19 protein-coding genes and 2 pseudogenes are annotated in these 17,452 nt (G+C 70.3%); 17 read left to right on the top strand and 4 right to left on the bottom strand.

The annotated features are described in order from the left end of the window. Positions 1–208 precede the first annotated feature (208 nt). Both ACWD4J_RS12015 and ACWD4J_RS12010 read left to right on the top strand, forming a co-directional pair. A pseudogene (locus ACWD4J_RS12015) lies at positions 209–664 on the top strand (formylglycine-generating enzyme family protein); the annotation flags it as partial. A gap of 33 nt (positions 665–697) precedes the next feature. Then, positions 698–877: pseudogene (locus tag ACWD4J_RS12010) on the top strand (MmyB family transcriptional regulator); the annotation flags it as partial. Positions 878–1,004: 127 nt separating this feature from the next. On the opposite strand, the gene ACWD4J_RS12005 reads toward ACWD4J_RS12010, so the two are convergent. Continuing rightward, positions 1,005–2,024, bottom strand: a complete 1,020-nt coding sequence (locus ACWD4J_RS12005; RefSeq protein ID WP_451395213.1) for an aldo/keto reductase — start codon at positions 2,022–2,024, stop codon at positions 1,005–1,007. A 27-nt stretch (positions 2,025–2,051) separates the two neighbouring features. Continuing rightward, positions 2,052–2,951, bottom strand: coding sequence for a helix-turn-helix transcriptional regulator (locus tag ACWD4J_RS12000; RefSeq protein ID WP_451395212.1), 900 nt, complete (start codon positions 2,949–2,951; stop codon positions 2,052–2,054). Between the two features lie 305 nt (positions 2,952–3,256). Between ACWD4J_RS12000 and ACWD4J_RS11995 the strand changes: the two genes are divergently transcribed. The 10 genes from ACWD4J_RS11995 (at position 3,257) to ACWD4J_RS11950 (ending at position 9,366) form a co-directional block, all read left to right on the top strand. Beyond that, entirely contained in the window at positions 3,257–3,484 is a 228-nt protein-coding gene (locus tag ACWD4J_RS11995; RefSeq protein WP_451395211.1) for a hypothetical protein, read from the top strand. Then, the gene (locus tag ACWD4J_RS11990; protein ID WP_451395210.1) at positions 3,481–3,927 is read left to right on the top strand and encodes an MFS transporter; all 447 of its coding nucleotides are present in this window, start codon (positions 3,481–3,483) and stop codon (positions 3,925–3,927) included. Before ACWD4J_RS11995 ends, ACWD4J_RS11990 begins: the two co-directional genes overlap by 4 nt. A 7-nt stretch (positions 3,928–3,934) precedes the next feature. Then, complete coding sequence (locus tag ACWD4J_RS11985; RefSeq protein ID WP_451395209.1) at positions 3,935–4,924, top strand: MFS transporter; 990 nt, start codon at positions 3,935–3,937, stop codon at positions 4,922–4,924. Further along, on the top strand, positions 4,924–5,808 hold the full coding sequence (locus ACWD4J_RS11980) for an aldo/keto reductase (protein ID WP_451395208.1): 885 nt from the start codon (positions 4,924–4,926) through the stop codon (positions 5,806–5,808). The genes ACWD4J_RS11985 and ACWD4J_RS11980 overlap by 1 nt, the downstream gene beginning before the upstream one ends. Before the next feature lie 39 nt (positions 5,809–5,847). Continuing rightward, complete coding sequence (locus ACWD4J_RS11975; RefSeq protein ID WP_451395207.1) at positions 5,848–6,915, top strand: NAD(P)-dependent alcohol dehydrogenase; 1,068 nt, start codon at positions 5,848–5,850, stop codon at positions 6,913–6,915. A 137-nt stretch (positions 6,916–7,052) separates the two neighbouring features. After that, on the top strand, positions 7,053–7,424 hold the full coding sequence (locus tag ACWD4J_RS11970) for a DUF2255 family protein (protein WP_451395206.1): 372 nt from the start codon (positions 7,053–7,055) through the stop codon (positions 7,422–7,424). Between the two features lie 41 nt (positions 7,425–7,465). After that, positions 7,466–8,500 (top strand): zinc-dependent alcohol dehydrogenase family protein, encoded by a 1,035-nt coding sequence (locus ACWD4J_RS11965; protein WP_451395205.1) that lies wholly within the window; start codon positions 7,466–7,468, stop codon positions 8,498–8,500. Next, complete coding sequence (locus ACWD4J_RS11960) at positions 8,497–8,901, top strand: nuclear transport factor 2 family protein (protein ID WP_451395204.1); 405 nt, start codon at positions 8,497–8,499, stop codon at positions 8,899–8,901. Before ACWD4J_RS11965 ends, ACWD4J_RS11960 begins: the two co-directional genes overlap by 4 nt. Before the next feature lie 191 nt (positions 8,902–9,092). Then, positions 9,093–9,251: a hypothetical protein gene (locus ACWD4J_RS11955; RefSeq protein WP_451395203.1), complete on the top strand. Its 159-nt coding sequence runs from the start codon at positions 9,093–9,095 to the stop codon at positions 9,249–9,251. Continuing rightward, positions 9,229–9,366: a hypothetical protein gene (locus tag ACWD4J_RS11950; protein WP_451395202.1), complete on the top strand. Its 138-nt coding sequence runs from the start codon at positions 9,229–9,231 to the stop codon at positions 9,364–9,366. Before ACWD4J_RS11955 ends, ACWD4J_RS11950 begins: the two co-directional genes overlap by 23 nt. A 70-nt stretch (positions 9,367–9,436) precedes the next feature. On the opposite strand, the gene ACWD4J_RS11945 is transcribed toward ACWD4J_RS11950, so the two are convergent. Then, complete coding sequence (locus ACWD4J_RS11945; protein WP_451395201.1) at positions 9,437–12,811, bottom strand: pyruvate carboxylase; 3,375 nt, start codon at positions 12,809–12,811, stop codon at positions 9,437–9,439. Between the two features lie 196 nt (positions 12,812–13,007). Then, positions 13,008–13,895: a LysR family transcriptional regulator gene (locus ACWD4J_RS11940; protein WP_451395200.1), complete on the bottom strand. Its 888-nt coding sequence runs from the start codon at positions 13,893–13,895 to the stop codon at positions 13,008–13,010. 74 nt (positions 13,896–13,969) lie between these two features. Between ACWD4J_RS11940 and ACWD4J_RS11935 the strand changes: the two genes are divergently transcribed. Genes ACWD4J_RS11935 through ACWD4J_RS11915 form a run of 5 tightly spaced genes read left to right on the top strand, consistent with a single transcriptional unit; the run spans position 13,970 to position 17,329 of the window. Next, a complete protein-coding gene (locus ACWD4J_RS11935) occupies positions 13,970–14,632 on the top strand; it encodes an RraA family protein (protein WP_451395199.1) in 663 nt (220 codons plus the stop codon). Between the two features lie 17 nt (positions 14,633–14,649). After that, positions 14,650–15,324, top strand: coding sequence for an RraA family protein (locus ACWD4J_RS11930; RefSeq protein ID WP_451395198.1), 675 nt, complete (start codon positions 14,650–14,652; stop codon positions 15,322–15,324). Further along, the gene (locus ACWD4J_RS11925; protein ID WP_451395197.1) at positions 15,321–15,947 is read left to right on the top strand and encodes an RraA family protein; all 627 of its coding nucleotides are present in this window, start codon (positions 15,321–15,323) and stop codon (positions 15,945–15,947) included. The genes ACWD4J_RS11930 and ACWD4J_RS11925 overlap by 4 nt, the downstream gene beginning before the upstream one ends. Further along, positions 15,944–16,348, top strand: coding sequence for an aminotransferase class I/II-fold pyridoxal phosphate-dependent enzyme (locus ACWD4J_RS11920; protein WP_451395196.1), 405 nt, complete (start codon positions 15,944–15,946; stop codon positions 16,346–16,348). Before ACWD4J_RS11925 ends, ACWD4J_RS11920 begins: the two co-directional genes overlap by 4 nt. Positions 16,349–16,378: 30 nt before the next feature. Next, the gene (locus ACWD4J_RS11915) at positions 16,379–17,329 is read left to right on the top strand and encodes an AraC-like ligand-binding domain-containing protein (RefSeq protein WP_451395195.1); all 951 of its coding nucleotides are present in this window, start codon (positions 16,379–16,381) and stop codon (positions 17,327–17,329) included. Positions 17,330–17,452 lie beyond the last annotated feature (123 nt).

Genomic DNA, 17,452 nt, shown 5'->3' with positions numbered 1-17,452 from the left:
CCGCTTGGAGGTGTCCTCAAGCTGAGGGGTGCGGCGGCAACAGACGACCAGGCTCGTCTCGCCGAGGACAAGATCCGGACCATTCCCGCGCCGACGGCTCCAACGAGCCATACGTGGCCAGTCTGAGTCTCGGGGCCGACTCGAGGGCCGGGGGCCTTCGCGCGGTGGGGCCCGTCTCGCCTCCGGCTGTGCGCCGGTTCGCCCTTGAGCGTGGGCGGGCCGCCGCCTGCCCACCGAAGCCGAATGGGAGTACGCGGCCCGCGGCGGTCTCGAAAGCCGCCGCTTCGTCTGGGGCGACGAACTAACCCCCGAAGGGCGGTGGTCGTGCAACATCTGGCAAGGTCCGTTCCCCTACGCCAACACGGGCGACGCCGGCTGGCTGGCGACCGCGCCAGTACGCACGTACCCGCCCAACGGTTTCGGCCTGTACGAGGTCGCCGGGAACGTGTGGGAGTGGTGTGCGGACTGGTTCGCCCCCGACTACTACGCGCACTCCCCCGCCACCGACCCCCAATGCCCCCGCAACGGAGAGCGCCGCGTCATGCGCGGCGGCTCCTACCTGTGCCACCCCTCCTACTGCCACCGCTATCGGGTGGCCGCCCGCTCGGCCAACACCCCCACCTCCAGCAGCGGCAACTGCGGGTTCCGGACGGTCAGCGCGTGACAGGGCGCCGCCCTGGGATCACCGGGTCGGCCCCACGAGGCCGTCGGAGACATCACCCTCGCCTACGAGGGCCTGGAGATGGCGGCCGAACCCGGCCTCGCCGTCACCATCTACACCGCCGAACCCGGCTCACCCTCTGAAGAGGGCCTGCGCCTGCTCGCCTCCTGGGCCGCGACACAGGAAGCCCTCGCCGGGTGGCCGCGAGAGAACTGACCTCCCTCCCCGCGGCGCACCCGCAGCCTCGGAAAGTGGCGACGCCTCTTCCAGGGAGCCAGAGCCGGCAAGGAGGCAGAGGTCATTCCGGAAGCGATCGGGCCCCGGGCCTCCGGGGCGGATCGTGTCAGCGTCGCCGCTGGTCAGCCCGCAGCTCGAAGTCGCCGTAGCTGTTGTCGACCGGGTTGACCGTGACTCCGGGGGCGACAATCTCGTCGATGGCGTCGAGCACGTCGGAAGACAGCGTGACGTCGGCGGCGGGCAGGAACGCCTCCAGCTGCTCCATGGTGCGCGGGCCGATGATCGCCGAGGTGACGCCCGGGTGGTTGATGACGAAGGAGACGGCCAGCTCGATCAGTGTGAGGCCGGCCTTCTCCGCCAGGACGGCGAGCTGTTCGACGGCGTCGAGCTTGCGCTGGTTGGCGGGGGTGCTCATGTCGAAGCGGGCCTGGGGGCGCGCCGCGGAGGCGGGGCCCTCGGAGGCGTTCTTGCGGTAGCGGCCCGAGAGCCAGCCACCGGAAAGCGGACTGTAGGTGAGCGTGCCCATGCCGTGACGGCGCACGGTGGGGAGCACATCCTCCTCGATGCCCCGGACCAGGATCGAGTACGGCGGCTGCTCGGTCACGAACCGCTCCAGGTGCCGCTCCCGCGAGGTCCACTGAGCCTCGACGATCTGGGAGCCGGAGTAGGACGAGGAGCCGATGTAGCGGACCTTGCCCTGGCGCACGAGGTCGGTGAGGGCGCCGAGGGTCTCGGCCACGTCGGTGTCCGGGCTCGGGCGGTGTACCTGGTAGAGGTCGATGTGATCGGTGCCCAGGCGCCGCAGGGAGTTCTCGACCTCGCGGATGATCCAGCGCCGCGAGCCGCCTCGCTGGTTGGGGTCGTCCTGGTCCATCGGCATGAAGAACTTGGTCGCGAGGAAGACGTCGTCGCGGCGGTCCTTGAGCGCCTTGCCGACGATCTCTTCGGACACGCCGGCGGAGTACACGTCAGCGGTGTCGACGAAGTTGATGCCCGCGTCGAGGGCGCGGTGGATGATCCGCACCGAGTCCGCTTGGTCCTCGTTGCCCCAGGGGCCGAACATCATCGCGCCCAGGCACAGCGGGCTGACCTTGACGCCGGTGCGGCCGAGTGGTCGGTATTGCATGAAGTGGTTCTCCTCGATCGATGGTGGTCAGTCGTTCCGGGAGGGCACGACGGTGCCGGCGCCCGCCCAGCTGGCGAGCAGGCCGAGTGCCTCCCGCTCCCGGGAGTCCGGTTCGGGCGTGTAGAAGTTGAGGCGGAGGCCGGGGTCGGACGGCAGGTCCATCGCCTCGTAGGGCAGGGCGAGATCGCCGACCAGCGGGTGGTGCAGGTGCTTCACGCCGGAGCGGTGGAACTTCACGTCGTGGCGTGCCCACCGGCGGGCGAAGTCACTGCTCCTCGTCGTCAGCTCTCCGATCAGATCGGTCAGCGCCTTGTCGTGCGGTGCCCGGCCCGTCTCGGTCCGCAGGAAGGCCACTGCGTCGTCGGCGCCCTTGTCCCAGTCGACCCAGAATTCCCTGCTCGCGGGGTCCAGGAACATGAAACGAGCGCTGTTGACCGGCCCGCGCTGGGCGAACAGCGGTGAGTCGAAGACGGGGGCGTACAGCGCGCGGCCCAGCCCGTTGGAGGCCAGGATGTCGAACCGTGCGTTGCGGACGTACGCCGGTACGTCGGTCATGGAGTCGAGCAGCCGCAGGATCGTGGGCCGCACCCGGGAGGCGGTCACTGTTGGCCGCTGGCCTGAGGGAGTGGCCGCGCGGGCCAGGTCGTAGAGGTGGGTGCGCTCGGCCTCGTCGAGCTGCAGAGCATGCGCGAGGGCTTCGAGGACCGAGTCTGACGCTCCACTGAGGTTTCCGCGCTCCAGCCGGACGTAGTAGTCCACGCTCATGCCCGCCAGCAGAGCGACCTCTTCACGGCGCAGGCCCGCGACACGGCGTTTCCCGCCGTAGACGGGCAGCCCGGCCTGCTCTGGAGTGATTCGAGCGCGCCGGGTGCTCAGGAACTCGCGGACCTCGGCGGCCAGGTTCTTCTTCTTGTCACTCTCAGCCATGGTCAGACCTCGGGAGCTTGATGGGCAACGCGTCGGCGGGCGTGCCTTCGGACCGGTCGGCGTCGAACGTGGGGTGGGTGAAAGCTTTGGCATGGGCGGCCAAGGGCACGGGGACCTCCTCTCGCTCGGGCGGTGTGGATCTGGCCTGCACCCTCACGGTAGGTGCGTCGGCGAGCGCCTGCGAGGTACTGCCATTACCTGGAAAAGGAGTGACTCCCACCTGCGCGTCCGCCCGCGGTTGTCTGGAGAAGGCCAAGGGCTGCAAGTCCTCGATGGGCCCGATGAAACCGACCTGAAGGAACACCGTGCGCGCAGCACTCATGTACAAAGCCGGCGACGTCCGCGCCGGGCATGGCGCCGACCCGTACCTCAAGGAAACGCAAGGCCCTGAAGGTGCTGGTGCGGCTGTGAACAGGCAGCCTGTGATCAGCACGGCGGAAGCCTCCGCGCGCCTCGGCGGCGCATCGTCCGCCGCGTGGGCGATCACCGGAACCGACGGCGGGACGCTGACGATGGGGCTGGTGACGCGATGACCACCACCACACAGCGCGTGGCGGCACCTGCGGCAGCGCGATCCCACGGGACTCCGGTCCACGCGACGCTGATCCTTACGATCATCTGCGTCAGCTACTTCATGGTCATCCTCGACAACTCGATCGTCTTCACCGGGCTGCCGCAGATCCGCTCCGACATGGGATTCTCCGAGACCGGCCTGTCCTGGATCACCAACGCCTACGTCCTGGTCTTCGGCGGACTGCTGCTCCTGGGGGCCCGGGCCGGTGACCTGTTCGGACACCGCAGGGTGTTCCTGCTCTCCCTGGTCGTCTTCTCACTGACCTCGCTCCTGGTGGGCGCAGCGCAGACCCAGTGGTGGCTGATCGGCGCCCGCGCGCTCCAGGGCATCGGGGCTGCGGTGCTGGCCCCGTCCGCGCTGTCCCTTCTGACGCGCAGCTTCGCTCGAGGGCCGGGCCCGTAACCGGGCGATGGCCGCCTACAGCGCCGTCGCCGGTCTCGGCGCCGCTTTGGGGCTGGTCGTCGGAGGTCTCGTAGCAGATCTGGTGTCGTGGCGGGCCGGGTTCTTCCTCAACGTCCCGATCGGCGTCGTGATGATGGTGCCGGCCCTGCGGTTGCTGCCCGGGACCGAACGCCGGCAAGGCCGCTTCGACATCACCGGGGCAGTGCTGGCGACACTGGGTTCAACCGCGCTGGTTCTCGGCATCGTGGACGCCGCCGACTTCGGCTGGACCGCCCCCCTGACCCTGGTGCCGCTGGTGGCCGGCGTGTTGATGCTCGGGCTGTTCGTCCGCGTGGAGCGGCGGGCCGCGCAGCCGATCGTGCCGCTACGGCTGTTCGCCGGCCGGGAACGCAGCGGCGCCTACCTCACCCGGATGCTCTACATGGGCGCGATGATGGGCTTCTTCTTCTTCACCGCGCAGTTCGTGCAGAGCGTCTACCACTGGACACCGCTGCAGGCCGGCCTCGCGTTCCTGCCGATGACGCTGGTCAACTTCGTTCTCGCTGTCCAGGTCCCGCGGCTGCTGGAACGGGCGGCCCGGCCGCTCGTGCTCCTGACCGGGGTTGTCCTGACCACGGTGGGCATGGCGTGGCTCAGCCGCCTCGGCCTGCACACCCCCTACCTGACGGGCGTGGCCCTGCCCATGGTGCTCATCGGCGCCGGCCAGGGCCTGACGCTGGCCCCGCTGACCTCCAGCGGCGTCGACGGCGTCGCCCCCGCGGACGCGGGGGCCGGCTCGGGCCTGGTCAACACCGTGCACCAGATCGGCAGCGCACTGAGCCTGAGCGTCCTGACCGCTGTCGCCGCCTCCGTCTCCACCGGGCACTCGGCCGCAGACATCGCCGCCCGCTCGGGAACGGCCCTGACCGGCTCCGCCGTCCTGCTCGCGCTGGCGGTCGTGACCGTCCTCGCCCTCATCGTGCCCGCACGGGCTACTCACAACGAAAGGTCCCTGTGATGCAGACCCTCACCCTCAACAACGGCGTCGAGATGCCCGCCCTAGGACTCGGCGTCTTCCAGACCCCGCCCGACGAGACCCAGGCCGCTGTCAAGGCCGCGCTCGACCTCGGCTACCGGCACATCGACACTGCCGCCGCCTATGGCAACGAACGCGAGGTCGGCCAGGCCCTCGGCGACTCCGGAGTGCCGCGCGACGAGATCTTCATCGAGACGAAGATCTGGATCAGCGACTACGGCTACGACGAGACCCTGCACGGCTTCGAGAAGAGCGCCGCAAAGCTCGGGGTGGACCGGATCGACCTGCTGATCCTGCACCAGGCCCTGCCGTCCGATTTCGACAAGACCCTCGCCGCCTACCGTGCCTTGGAAAAGCTCCTGGCCGACGGCAAGGTGCAAGCCATCGGCGTCAGCAACTTCATGGTCGACCATCTGACCACGCTGCTGGACGCCACCTCCGTCGTGCCGGCGGTCAACCAGCTGGAGATTCACCCCTACTTCCAGCAGCGTGCCGTGCTCGAATTCGACGACCAGCACAACATCCTCAACCAGGCGTGGTCCCCGATCGGAGGGATCACCTTCTACCCGGGCTATGGCGAGGACCGCAAGAGCGTCCTCGAGGACCCGGCCGTCACCCGCATCGCCGAGGCGCACGGCAAGAGCCCGGCCCAGGTGCTGCTGCGTTGGGGTCTGCAGCAGGGCCGCTCGGTCATCCCCAAGTCCACCAAGCGCACCCGCATCGCCGAGAACATCGACGTCTTCGACTTCGAACTCACCGCAGACGAGCTCACTGCCCTGGACGCGTTGGAGACCGGCCGGCGCGGCGGCCCCGAACCCGAGAACGTCACCCTCGCCGCCTACGGCCGCGCCATCCCCGAAGCCTGACCCGCCCCCCTCAGCACAACTCCGCTCGAAGGATTCACCGTGTCCACCACCGTCAAGGCGTTCGGCGCCCACGACGTGCGTCAGCCGCTCGTTCCCCTCACCATCGAGCGCCGCGACGTCGGCCCCCACGACGTCAAGCTCGACATCTTGTACTGCGGCATCTGCCACTCCGACATGAACTTCGTCGGCGGCGAGTTCGGCCCGCTGCCGACCAGCCCGCTCGTTCCCGGCCACGAGATCGTCGGACGGGTCACCGAGACCGGATCCGAGGTCACCCGCCACCAGGTCGGAGACCTCGTCGGCATCGGCTGCATGGTCAACTCCTGCCGTCAGTGCGAGAATTGCCGGGCCGGGCAGGAGCAGTACTGCCTGGGCGGCCACACCCTGGTCTTCGGCAGTCCCGACCCCGTGGAGCCCGGCGCCCACACCCAGGGCGGCTACGCCGAGGCCATCGTCGCACCCGAGGACTTCGTCGTCCGCGTTCCCGACACCCTCGACCCGGCCGCCGCGGCGCCGCTGCTGTGCGCGGGCATCACCGTTTACGCGCCGCTCAAGCGCTACGGCGCCGCGCCGGGCACCAAGGTCGCGATCGTCGGCCTCGGTGGCCTTGGCCACCTCGGCGTCAAGATGGCCAAGGCCATGGGCGCCGAGGTCACCGTCCTCTCGCAGTCCGACCGCAAGCGCAACCCCGCCGCGGCCCTCGGCGCCGACCACTACGCCGTCACCGGCGACGGGTCCGCCTTCACCGACCTGGCCAACACATTCGACATCATCCTCAACACCGTCAGCGCACCGATCTCCCTGAAGAACTACCTGGGGATGCTGCGTCTGCACGGCACCATGGTCAGCGTCGGTGTGACCACACAGCCGATGCCGCTCGATGTCTTCCCCCTGTTGCAGAACGGCCGCGCCTACGCGGGCTCGCTGTTCGGCGGCATCGCGGAGACACAGGAGATGCTCGACTTCGCCGCCGAGCACGGCGTGAGCGCCGACATCGAACTGATCGGCGCCCAGGACATCAACACCGCCTACGAGCGGATCCTCGCCTCCGACGTCCGCTACCGGTTCGTCATCGACGGAGCGACCTTCGCCCAATTGAAGGCTTGAGCCACCGTCCTGGGGGTGGTCTGCCCCAAGGCAAACCACCCCCAGGACGCCCGGCAGATGCGGCGAACGCGGACGCCGGCCCAGCACCGTCCTCGGACACCCACCCCGAGGCCCGTGACCAGCCTGGAGGAATGACCATGACGCACTGGAACGACACGGACCTGACCAAGGTCGGTGCCGCGGAAGAGCTGGACCTGGAGTCCGAGCGCGCCGACGGCACCCTGCGCGACCGCGTGACCATGTGGGTCGTCCGCGTCGGCGACCACCTCTACGTCCGCTCCGTCAAGGGCACCGCCGGCCCCTGGTACCGGGGCACCCAGTCCCGCCACCAGGGCCGCATCGACGCCGGCGGCGTACAGCGGAACGTCACCTTCCGCGAGGCCGATCCCGCAGAGCACGCGGCCGTGGACGCCGCCTACAGGGAGAAGTACGGGCGGTACACGAGCATCGTCGAACACGTCCTGACCGACCGGGCCCGCGAGTCCACCCTGCACCTCGAACCACGCTGACCCCTCCTGCCCGCCCCTATCCCCTCCGAGGAGATCCGCTCATGCGAGCCACCCTGATGTACGCGGCCCAAGACGTACGCGTCGAAGACGTCGCCGACCCCAAAATCCAGCAGCCGACCGACGCCGTCGTGCGGATCGTGCTGTCCTGCGTCTGCGGCAGCGACCTGTGGCCCTACAAGTCCCTGGCACCCACAGACAACCCCCGCCACATGGGCCACGAGTTCCTCGGCGTCGTCGAGGAAGTTGGCTCCCAGGTACGCACCCTCAAGCCCGGCGACGTCGTCGTGGCCCCCTTCGTCTGGGCTGACAACACCTGCGCGTACTGCCGCGAGGGCCTGCAGACCTCCTGCCCGCACGGCGGACAGTGGGGCGTGAACGGGGTCGACGGCGGACAGGGCCAGGCCGCCCGCGTTCCGCAGGCCGACGGCACCCTGGTGAAGATGCCCCTCAGCGAGGACTCCGAACTGCTGCCGGACCTGCTGACCCTCTCCGACGTCCTGTGCACCGGCTACCACGCCGCCCACACCGCCGGCGTACAGCGCGGCGACACCGTCACCGTCGTCGGCGACGGCGCCGTGGGCCTGTCCGCCGTCATCTCCGCCCGGCTGCTGGGCGCCGAGCAGATCATCCTGATGGGCCGCCACCGCACCCGCACGGACCTGGGCCGCGACTTCGGCGCCACCGACGTGGTCGCCGAGCGCGGCGACGAAGGCGTCGCCAGGGTCCGCGAACTGACCGGCGGCGAAGGCACCCGCAAGGTCCTCGAATGCGTCGGGCTGAAGGACGCGCTCGTGCAAAGTTTCGGCGTCGTACGCGACGGCGGCACCATCAGCCGGGTCGGGGCGCCCCAGTTCACCGACGTGCCGTTCGGGTTCGCCGACTTCATGCGCAACATCACCCTCACCGGCGGCGTCGCACCCGCCCGCGCCTACATCGAAGAACTGATGCCCCACATCCTCGACGGTACGATCCGGCCCGGCCGCGTCTTCGACCGCACCGTCAGCCTGGAGGACATCGCCGACGGCTACCAGGCGATGAACGACCGCGACGCCCTGAAGGTGCTGATACGCCCGTGACCGCCCGCAAACCGAACACTGAACCGGCTGCAACCGCCGGTCACGCCGGGGCGGTCTTGGCGTACCGCGCCTACCTCCAGGCGATGGCCGAGGACGACGCTGAAGCCCTCGACGCCCTGCTCGGCGACGAATTCACTTTGACGCATATGACCGGCTACGTGCAGCCCAAGGCCGAATGGCTTTTCCAGATGCGCGGCGGGCAGTTCGTCTACCACAACATCGAGGAGAAGGGCCTCGATGTGGACACCGGCGGCGCCGGCGCGGTCCGGCTGGTTGGCCGCACGCTGACCGACGCGACGGTCTACGGCACACGCGCCGAGTGGCGGCTGCGTCTGGCCGTGGACTTCGCGCAACACGACGACACCTGGACTGCTCTGCGGACCGTCGCCACCACCTGGTGACCGCCCCTCCCCTCCGTACCCAGCCGCGGCAGCCGCCCACGCTCCCGGCGCCTTGGACGGGGCCTGCGACGAGGCGAACATGCCGCTGGACCAGGAACCGGCACACGTAGGCGAAGACCTCGCGGCAGTTCGCAGCCGTTCTTATGCCCCCCCGTGACACCACGAGCTCGAACTGAGGGAGGAGCTGAGGGGTGCACAGCCTGGAGTTCGTCGTCATCCTCGGTCTCGCAGAGCTGACGGGCGGTGTCCTGGCCCACAGGCTGCGGGTGGCGGCGCCCGTGGTGCACCTGACCACGGGAGTCCTGCTCGGCTCTGTGCCCTCTCTGCGTGAGGCAGAGCTACCCCCGTGACGTGCTGCTGCTCGTCTTCCTGCCGTTGCTCCTGTACTGGGAGAGCGTGACCACCGCGCTGCGGGCTATCCGCCGGGACCTGCGCGGCCGCCGCTCGCGACCAGTGCCGAAGTGACGGAGTGATCTCGCGGGCCGGCGGGGCAGGACACCCAGGTGTCCTGCCCCGTGCTGCCGCGCGATGCGGATCAGCCGATCTCGACGAGGAGGTCGCCGCCCTCCACCTGCTGGATCTGGTTGATGGCCAGCCTGGCCACCGTCCCGGCCTTCGGTGCGGTGATCGCGGCCTCCATCTTCATCGCCTCGATGGTGGCCACCGTGGCCCCGGCCGCCACCTCGTCCCCCTCGGCGACCGCGAGCGTCACCACTCCGGCGAAGGGCGCGGCGACATGGCCGGGGTTGGCCCGGTCGGCCTTCTCGGTCACCGGGATGTCGGAGGCGGCCGCGGTGTCGCGTACCTGGATGGGGCGTAGTTGGCCGTTCAGGGTGGACATCACGGTGCGCATGCCGCGTTCGTCGGCCTCGCCGACGGCCTCCAGCTCGATGAGCAGCCGGACGCCGGGTTCGAGGTCGACGGCGTACTCCTTCCCGGGACGGAGCCCGTAGAAGAAGTCCTTGCTGTCCAGCACGCTGGTGTCGCCGAACGCCTGACGGTGCGTCTCGAAGTCACGCGTCGGCCCGGGGAACAGGAGCCGGTTGAGCGTCCCGCGGCGCTCCTTCGCGAGCCCCGTACGGTCGTCCGCGGAGAGTTCCTGCGGGGTCTTGGGGTCGGCGCGGCCCTCCAGCGCCTTGGTGCGGAACGGCTCCGGCCATCCCCCGGGCGGGTTGCCCAGCTCGCCGCGCAGGAAACCGATGACGGAGTCGGGGATGTCGAACCTGTTCGGTGTCGCCTCGAAGTCCTCCGGGGACACCCCGGCGCCCACCAGGTGCAGCGCGAGGTCGCCGACCACCTTCGACGAGGGGGTGACCTTCACGAGCCGGCCGAGGATACGGTCGGCGGCGGCATACATCGCCTCGATCTCCTCGAAGCGCTCGCCGAGGCCGAGCGCGATCGCCTGGGTGCGCAGGTTGGAGAGCTGTCCGCCGGGGATCTCATGGTGGTAGACGCGACCGGTCGGCGAGGCAAGGCCCGCCTCGAAGGGGGCGTAGACCTTGCGGACGCTCTCCCAGTACGGCTCGAGGTCGCCGACGGCCTGGAGGTCGAGGCCGGTCGGCCGCGCGGAGTGGTCGGTCGCCGCCACGATCGCCGACAGCGACGGCTGCGAGGTGGTGCCCGCCATCGACGCCACCGCGCCGTCCACCGCGTCCGCACCCGCCTGGATCGCGGCGAGGTAGGTGGCGAGCTGGCCGCCCGCGGTGTCGTGGGTGTGGATGTGCACCGGCAGGTCGAACTCCCGGCGCAGGGCCGATACGAGCGTCGCGGCCGCCGGGGCGCGCAGCAGCCCCGCCATGTCCTTGACGGCCAGGACATGGGCGCCCGCGCCCACGATCTGCTCGGCCAGCCGGAGGTAGTAGTCCAGGGTGTACAGCCGCTCGGACGGGTCGGACAGGTCGGAGGTGTAGCACAGCGCGACCTCGGCGACGGCCGTTCCGGTCTCGCGCACGGCGTCGATGGCAGGCCGCATCTGCTCGACGTCGTTGAGCGCGTCGAAGATGCGGAAGATGTCGACGCCAGTGGTGGCGGCCTCCTGCACGAAGGCGTCGGTCACCTCCGTCGGGTACGGGGTGTAGCCCACGGTGTTGCGGCCGCGCAGCAGCATCTGCAGGCAGATGTTCGGCACGGCTTCGCGCAGTGCCGCGAGGCGCTCCCAGGGGTCCTCGGCGAGGAAGCGGAGCGCGACGTCATAGGTGGCGCCGCCCCAGCACTCCAGGGACAGCAGCTGCGGCAGGGTCCGCGCCACCACCGGCGCGACCGCGAGCAGGTCCTTCGTACGGACCCGGGTGGCGAGCAGCGACTGGTGGGCGTCCCGGAACGTGGTGTCGGTGACGCCGATGGTCGGGGACTCGCGCAGCCACCGGGCGAAACCCTCCGGGCCGAGTTCAGCGAGGCGCTGGCGGGAGCCGGCGGGCGGCTCCGCGGCCGGCAGCGGTGGCAGTTTGGTGATCGGGTCGAGCAGCTCCGGCCGCTCACCGTGGGGCTTGTTCACCGTGACGTCGGCGAGGTAGGTGAGCAGCTTCGTGCCGCGGTCGGCGGAGTGACGGGCGGTGAGCAGGTGCGGACGCTCTTCGATGAACGACGTGGTGACCCGTCCGGCCCGGAAGTCCGGGTCGTCGAGGACGGCCTGCAGGAACGGGATGTTCGTGGCCACACCGCGGATGCGGAACTCGGCCACGGCACGCCGGGCGCGGCCGATCGCGGCCTGGAAGTCCCGTCCGCGGCAGGTGAGTTTGACCAGCATGGAGTCGAAGTGCGCGCTGATCTCCGTACCGGCGTGGGTGGTGCCGCCGTCCAGACGGATGCCCGAGCCGCCCGGCGAGCGGTAGGCGCTGATCCTGCCGGTGTCCGGGCGGAAGCCGTTGGCCGGGTCCTCGGTGGTGATACGGCACTGCAGTGCGGCGCCACGCAGCGTGATCGTCTCCTGTGACAAGCCGAGATCGGCCAGCGTCTCGCCGGCGGCGATGCGCAGCTGCGACTGCACGAGGTCGACGTCGGTGACCTCCTCGGTCACCGTGTGCTCGACCTGGATGCGCGGGTTCATCTCGATGAAGACGTGGTTGCCGTCGCGGTCGAGCAGGAACTCCACGGTGCCCGCGTTGCGGTAGCCGATCTCCCGGGCGAAGCGCACGGCGTCGGCGCAGATCCGGTCCCGCAGGGCCGGGTCGAGGTTGGGTGCGGGCGCGAGCTCGATGACCTTCTGGTGGCGGCGCTGCAGCGAGCAGTCGCGCTCGAAGAGATGGATGACATTGCCCTGCCCGTCGGCGAGGATCTGCACCTCGATGTGGCGGGGATCGACGACGGCCTTCTCCAGGAAGACCGTGGAGTCGCCGAACGCGGACGCCGCCTCACGCGCCGCCGCCTCGATCGACTCGCGCAGCAGAGCCGGCTCCTCGACGCGGCGCATACCGCGCCCGCCGCCGCCCGCGACGGCCTTGACGAACACGGGGAAGCCGATCTCCTCGGCGGCACGGACCAGTTCGTCCACGTCTGTGGAGGGCTGCGACGAGCCCAGCACCGGTACGCCGGCCGCGCGGGCGGCGGCCACCGCGCGCGCCTTGTTGCCGGTCAGCTCCAGGGTCTCCGCGCTCGGCCCGACGAACGTGATGCCCGCCTCCTCGCACGCGCGCGCCAGGTCGGGGTTCTCGGACAGGAACCCGTAGCCCGGGTACACCGCGTCCGCCCCCGCCCGACGCGCCGCGCGGACGATCTCCTCGACCGAGAGGTAAGCCCGCACCGGGTGTCCCGGCTGGCCGATCTCATAGGCCTCGTCGGCCTTCAGCCGGTGCAAAGAATTGCGGTCCTCGTGCGGGAAGACTGCGACCGTTCTCGCGCCCAGCTCATAGCCGGCACGAAACGCCCGAATCGCGATCTCACCACGGTTGGCGACCAGCACCTTGCGGAACATTCCCGATCCCTTTCGCCTGCCGGTGTCGCGCACCATGCTGTCGGCGACGCCTCTTCGATGCCATATGAGCCGCGCCACTCATGTGGATGACCCCGGCGGGCGGAGCGTCGGACGGACCGGGCCCGGCGTCGGTACGCGCGGCTGCGGAGTCGAGATCGAAGGCTGATTCACATCCAGTGTGCACGGCCCTCGCTCTTCACACCTGTTCGGTCGCGATACGGAGGAACTCCCGTACCAGCGGCTCCTGTTCGCCGTCGCGGGAGACCAGGGACAGCTCGACGATGTCGGCACTGTCGGTGAGGGGACGGTAGGCGGTGGGCGACTGGAGTGAACGCGCGGTCACGTTCGGCACCAGGGTGACGCCCAGGCCGCAGGCCACCATCGCGAGCTGGGTCAGGATCGAATGGGCAAGGTGGCGGGCATCGGGGCTGAAGCCGGCCCGGCGGCACGTGGCCATGAGCTGGTCGTGGTAGTCGGGTGAGGCGTCCCGGCGCAGCCATACCCAGGGTTCCTGGGCGAAGCGAGCGAGGTCGACCGGTTCCGTGGTGCCGTCGGCCAGCGGGTGGCCGGGGGGCAGTGCGATCACGAACTGGTCGTGGCGCCAGGGCAGGCTCCGCAGGCCGCGGACCGGGGTGCTCGGCCGGATGACGGCGATGTCGATCTCGTGCCGGAGCAGCGCCTCCTGCCCCGACGCGGTGTCCACTTCCGTGGTCCGCAGCTCGACGCGGGGGCGGACGTTTCGGAAGGCGGCGAGCGTGCCGAGCAGGGGTTCGCCGAGGGCCGAGGTCACCACGCCGATCCGCAGGGTGCCCACGAGGCCGGCATCCGCCTGGGTGGCGACCTCCTCGGCGTGCTGCGCGGCGGCCACAACCTTGCGGCACTCGGCCGCGAAGACCCGGCCGGTCTCGGTGAGGCTGACGCGGCGTCCCGTCCGGTCGAACAACCGCACACCGAGTTGGCGCTCCAGCTGCAGGATCGCCTGGCTCAGGGGCGGCTGTGACATGGCGAGCTGTTCGGCCGCGCGACCGAAGTGAAGAGTCTCCGCGACGGCCATGAAGTAACGGGCCTGGCGAACCTCGATCATCAGTCGCTCCGCATATGAGAGGAAGAGGGAATCAGACCTTCACTATATGAGTCGGTCTTGTTTGAGTGGAGGGCATGACAGCTGATGCAATCTTGCTGGCCCAGTTCGCGGCCCTGGACACCGCCACCGTGTCCGACGCCCTCGACGCCTGCGGTCTGCCACCCGGACAGGGCGGCCTGCGGCCGATGTGGGGCACACCGAAGGTGGCCGGTTACGCGGCGACCGTCGAACTCGAACCGCTGAGCGGGGAGCACGGGGGCTCCCACATCCTCACGGACGCGATCGCGCAGGCCGGTCCCGACGACGTCATGGTGGTCGCCAACGGAGGCCGTACGGACGTGTCGTCCTGGGGCGGCATCGTCAGCGTCGGCGCAACCGTGCGCTCCATCCGCGGTGTGATCACCGACGGCGCCTGCCGGGACGTGGGCCAGGCCCGCGAACTCGGATTCCCGGTGTTCGCCCGGGCCCAGGTGCCGGTGACGGCACGCGGCCGCCTGCGGCAGAAGTCGTACGGCGAACCGGTCGCCCTCGGGACTGTGACCGTGAACCCGGGCGACCTGGTGCTGGCGGACGAAGGCGGAGTCGCGGTCGTCCCCCGCGGGCAGGCCGTCGACGTTCTCCGGTCCGCTCAGCGCCTGGCCGACCGGGAGGCGGCCATCGAGGCGGAGGTCCGGGCCGGCATTCCCCTGCCGAAGGCGATGCGGGACGCACGCCTGGCCGGAACTGAGGACCACTGATGACAACCCGCCGAGACGTGACAACCCATGAAAACGGACACCACGACATCACGGACAGGCTTCGCGCACTGCCCACTGCGGCGGTCTCCGACGCACTCGACAGGGCCGGGCTCCCCGGCGCCCTGCACGATCTGTCCCCGCTGTCGAACGGCTTCCGCGCGGTGGGCCCGGCCTTCACCGTGCGCTATGAACCCATCGGCGACACCACGGGCGGCACGGTCGGTGACTTCCTGGACGACGTCCCACCCGGCGCGGTCATCGTCATCGACAATGACGGGCGCACCGATGTCACCGTGTGGGGCGGGATCATGACCGAGACGGCGGCGGCACGGGGCATCGCCGGAACGGTCATCAACGGTGTCTGCCGTGACGTCTCCACCTCTCTGACGCACAGTTACCCGCTCTTCAGCCGCGGCAGGTTCATGCGCACGGGCAAGGACCGGGTGCGCCTGGCCGCCGTCGGCGAACCCGTGACGGTGTCGGGCGTGGAGATCCGGCCGGGCACATTCGTCTGCGCCGACGCGGACGGCGTGGTCACCGTGCCCGCTGACATGGCGGATCACATCGCCGGGACCTCCGAGCGCATCGAGCGCATCGAGAGCGACATCGCCGCGGCGGTACGGGGCGGCAGCACGCTGCGCGCGGCCCGCGAGAAGTTCGGTTACCACAACCTCCAGACGAGGCGGTCATGACAGACGCAAGCCGCGGACACAGCTCCGCCACCCTCTACGAGGCGTCCGCCTCCGCCGCACGCGCCTGCGACCCCGCCCTGCGCGCCGCCTGGCCCGGGGCGCGGGTGGCAGGACCGGCGTTCACCGTGCAGGGCATCGGCGGCGACAACCTCGCGCTGCACCGCGCCGTCGCCACCGCTCCGGCGGGCAGCGTGCTCGTGGTGGACCTGCAGGGCGCCCGGCACGGCCACTGGGGAGAGATCCTCGCCGTCGCGGCCCAGCAGCGCGGCGTCGCCGGACTGGTCGTCGACGGCGGAGTGCGGGACGTCGCCGAGCAGGCGGCGCTGGGCTTCCCGGTCTTCGCGCGCCACATCACCGTGGTGGGCACCGCCAAGGAGCACCCCGGCCACCTCGACGTCCCCGTCCGCGTGGGCGGTGTCGTCGTCCGCCCAGGTGATCTCGTCGTCGGCGACGCCGACGGTGTCGTCGTCGTACCCGGTCAGGCGGTGGAGGAGACCCTCGACCGGTCCGATGCCAGGATCGCCGCCGAGCAGCAGGCCCTCGCCGCCATCAGGGCCGGGGCCACGACCCTGGAGTACTACGGCCTCTCGGCCGGGCCGTACGCTGCGGAACGGCGGGCATGAACCACGACCCCATCTTCGCGATCAGGGACCGTGCCGACGAGCTGCGGGCGGCGGGGAAGGACGTCATCGGCCTGGCGGCCGGAGAACCCGACACGCCCACCCCTGACCACATCGTCGAATCCGCGATCCGTGCCGTCCGGAACCCCGCGCACCACCGCTACGGCCCGGCGGCCGGCACAGCAGCCCTCCGGGAGACCGCGGCCGAACGTCTCACCACCGGCACGGCCCAGGCGTGGACCCCCGACGACATCCTCGTCACCTTGGGCGCCAAGCACGCCCTCTTCCTCGCCTTCAACGCGATCCTGCGCGGGCCGGAGGAGACCGTGCTGCTGGCCGCGCCGGGCTGGCCCGGCCACCGTGCCGCCCCGCCTTCCCTCTACGGGATGTTGAAGCTACCGTGAGCTGGCAACTTCGACAGGTGGAGCGAATCCATGCAAACCGTCGTGACCACCGAGCACGTTCCCCCAAGCGAACGCTTCGGCTTCTGGGCTGATGAGATAGCGCGCCAGATGTTCGTCTCCCTGGACGCCCGCCCGGATATGGCAGCCGCCTTCCACGGCACGGCCGCCGCCGGCCAGGTCGGGGCCCTCCAGCTCAGCTCGCTGAGCGCGGCGCCGCTGCGGGTGCGCCGTACGACGGCGTTGGCGGCACAGCACGAAGAGGACTTCTACAAGATCAGCCTGCAGGTTTCCGGAACCGCACTGGTCGAGCAGGACGGTGTCCGCGATCGGCTGGCCCCGGGCGACCTCGTCGTCTGCGACACGTCGCGTCCCTACTCGTTCACGTACGAGAGCGATTTCCGCACTGCGCTGGTGCTGCTGCCGCGCCCCCTCATCCCCCTCCGGCCGGACATGCTGCGAGCAGTGACCGGGCGGCGCATCGCGGCCGGCGACGGCATCGGCGCTGTGGTCGCTCCCTTTCTTCGCTCGCTGGTCGATCAGAGCGGGAAGTGCGCCGGTCCCGCGACTGCCCGGCTGGTCGACGGTGCCGTCTCGCTGGTCACTGCGTTGCTCTCCGAGCGGCTCGACCGTACGGCGTCGGCGACACCCCACCAGGCGATGACGCTCCGCATCCGTGACTACATCGAGCGCAGGCTCTCCGATCCCGATCTCTCCCCGGACGCCATCGCCGAGGCGCACGGCATTTCACGGCGCTACCTGTTCAAGCTGTTCGCGGCGGAGGAGACGACGGTTGCCGGGTGGATCCGCACCCGGCGGCTGGAGCGCTGTGCGCGCGACCTGGCCGACCCGGCACTCAAGGATCAGTCCGTCGCCGCGGTCGCCGCGCGGTGGGGGCTGCTGGACGGCCGCCACTTCGCCAGGGCCTTCAAGGCCGTCTACGGCCACACTCCGCGGGATTACCGGCGCCAGGCACTCCTGTAGCAGGAGACGATGCTCCATTCCGTGCACCGTCATGAGTCACGCCGTGCACGACATCCGCGGATCTCGTCATCCGCCGGGTAGGAACGCCGCCGAAGGTCTGGACGTGGCATGGGCCGGTCTTCT

Source organism: Streptomyces sp. NPDC002577 (assembly GCF_053594815.1).
This window is presented reverse-complemented; position numbering and strand designations above follow the sequence as displayed.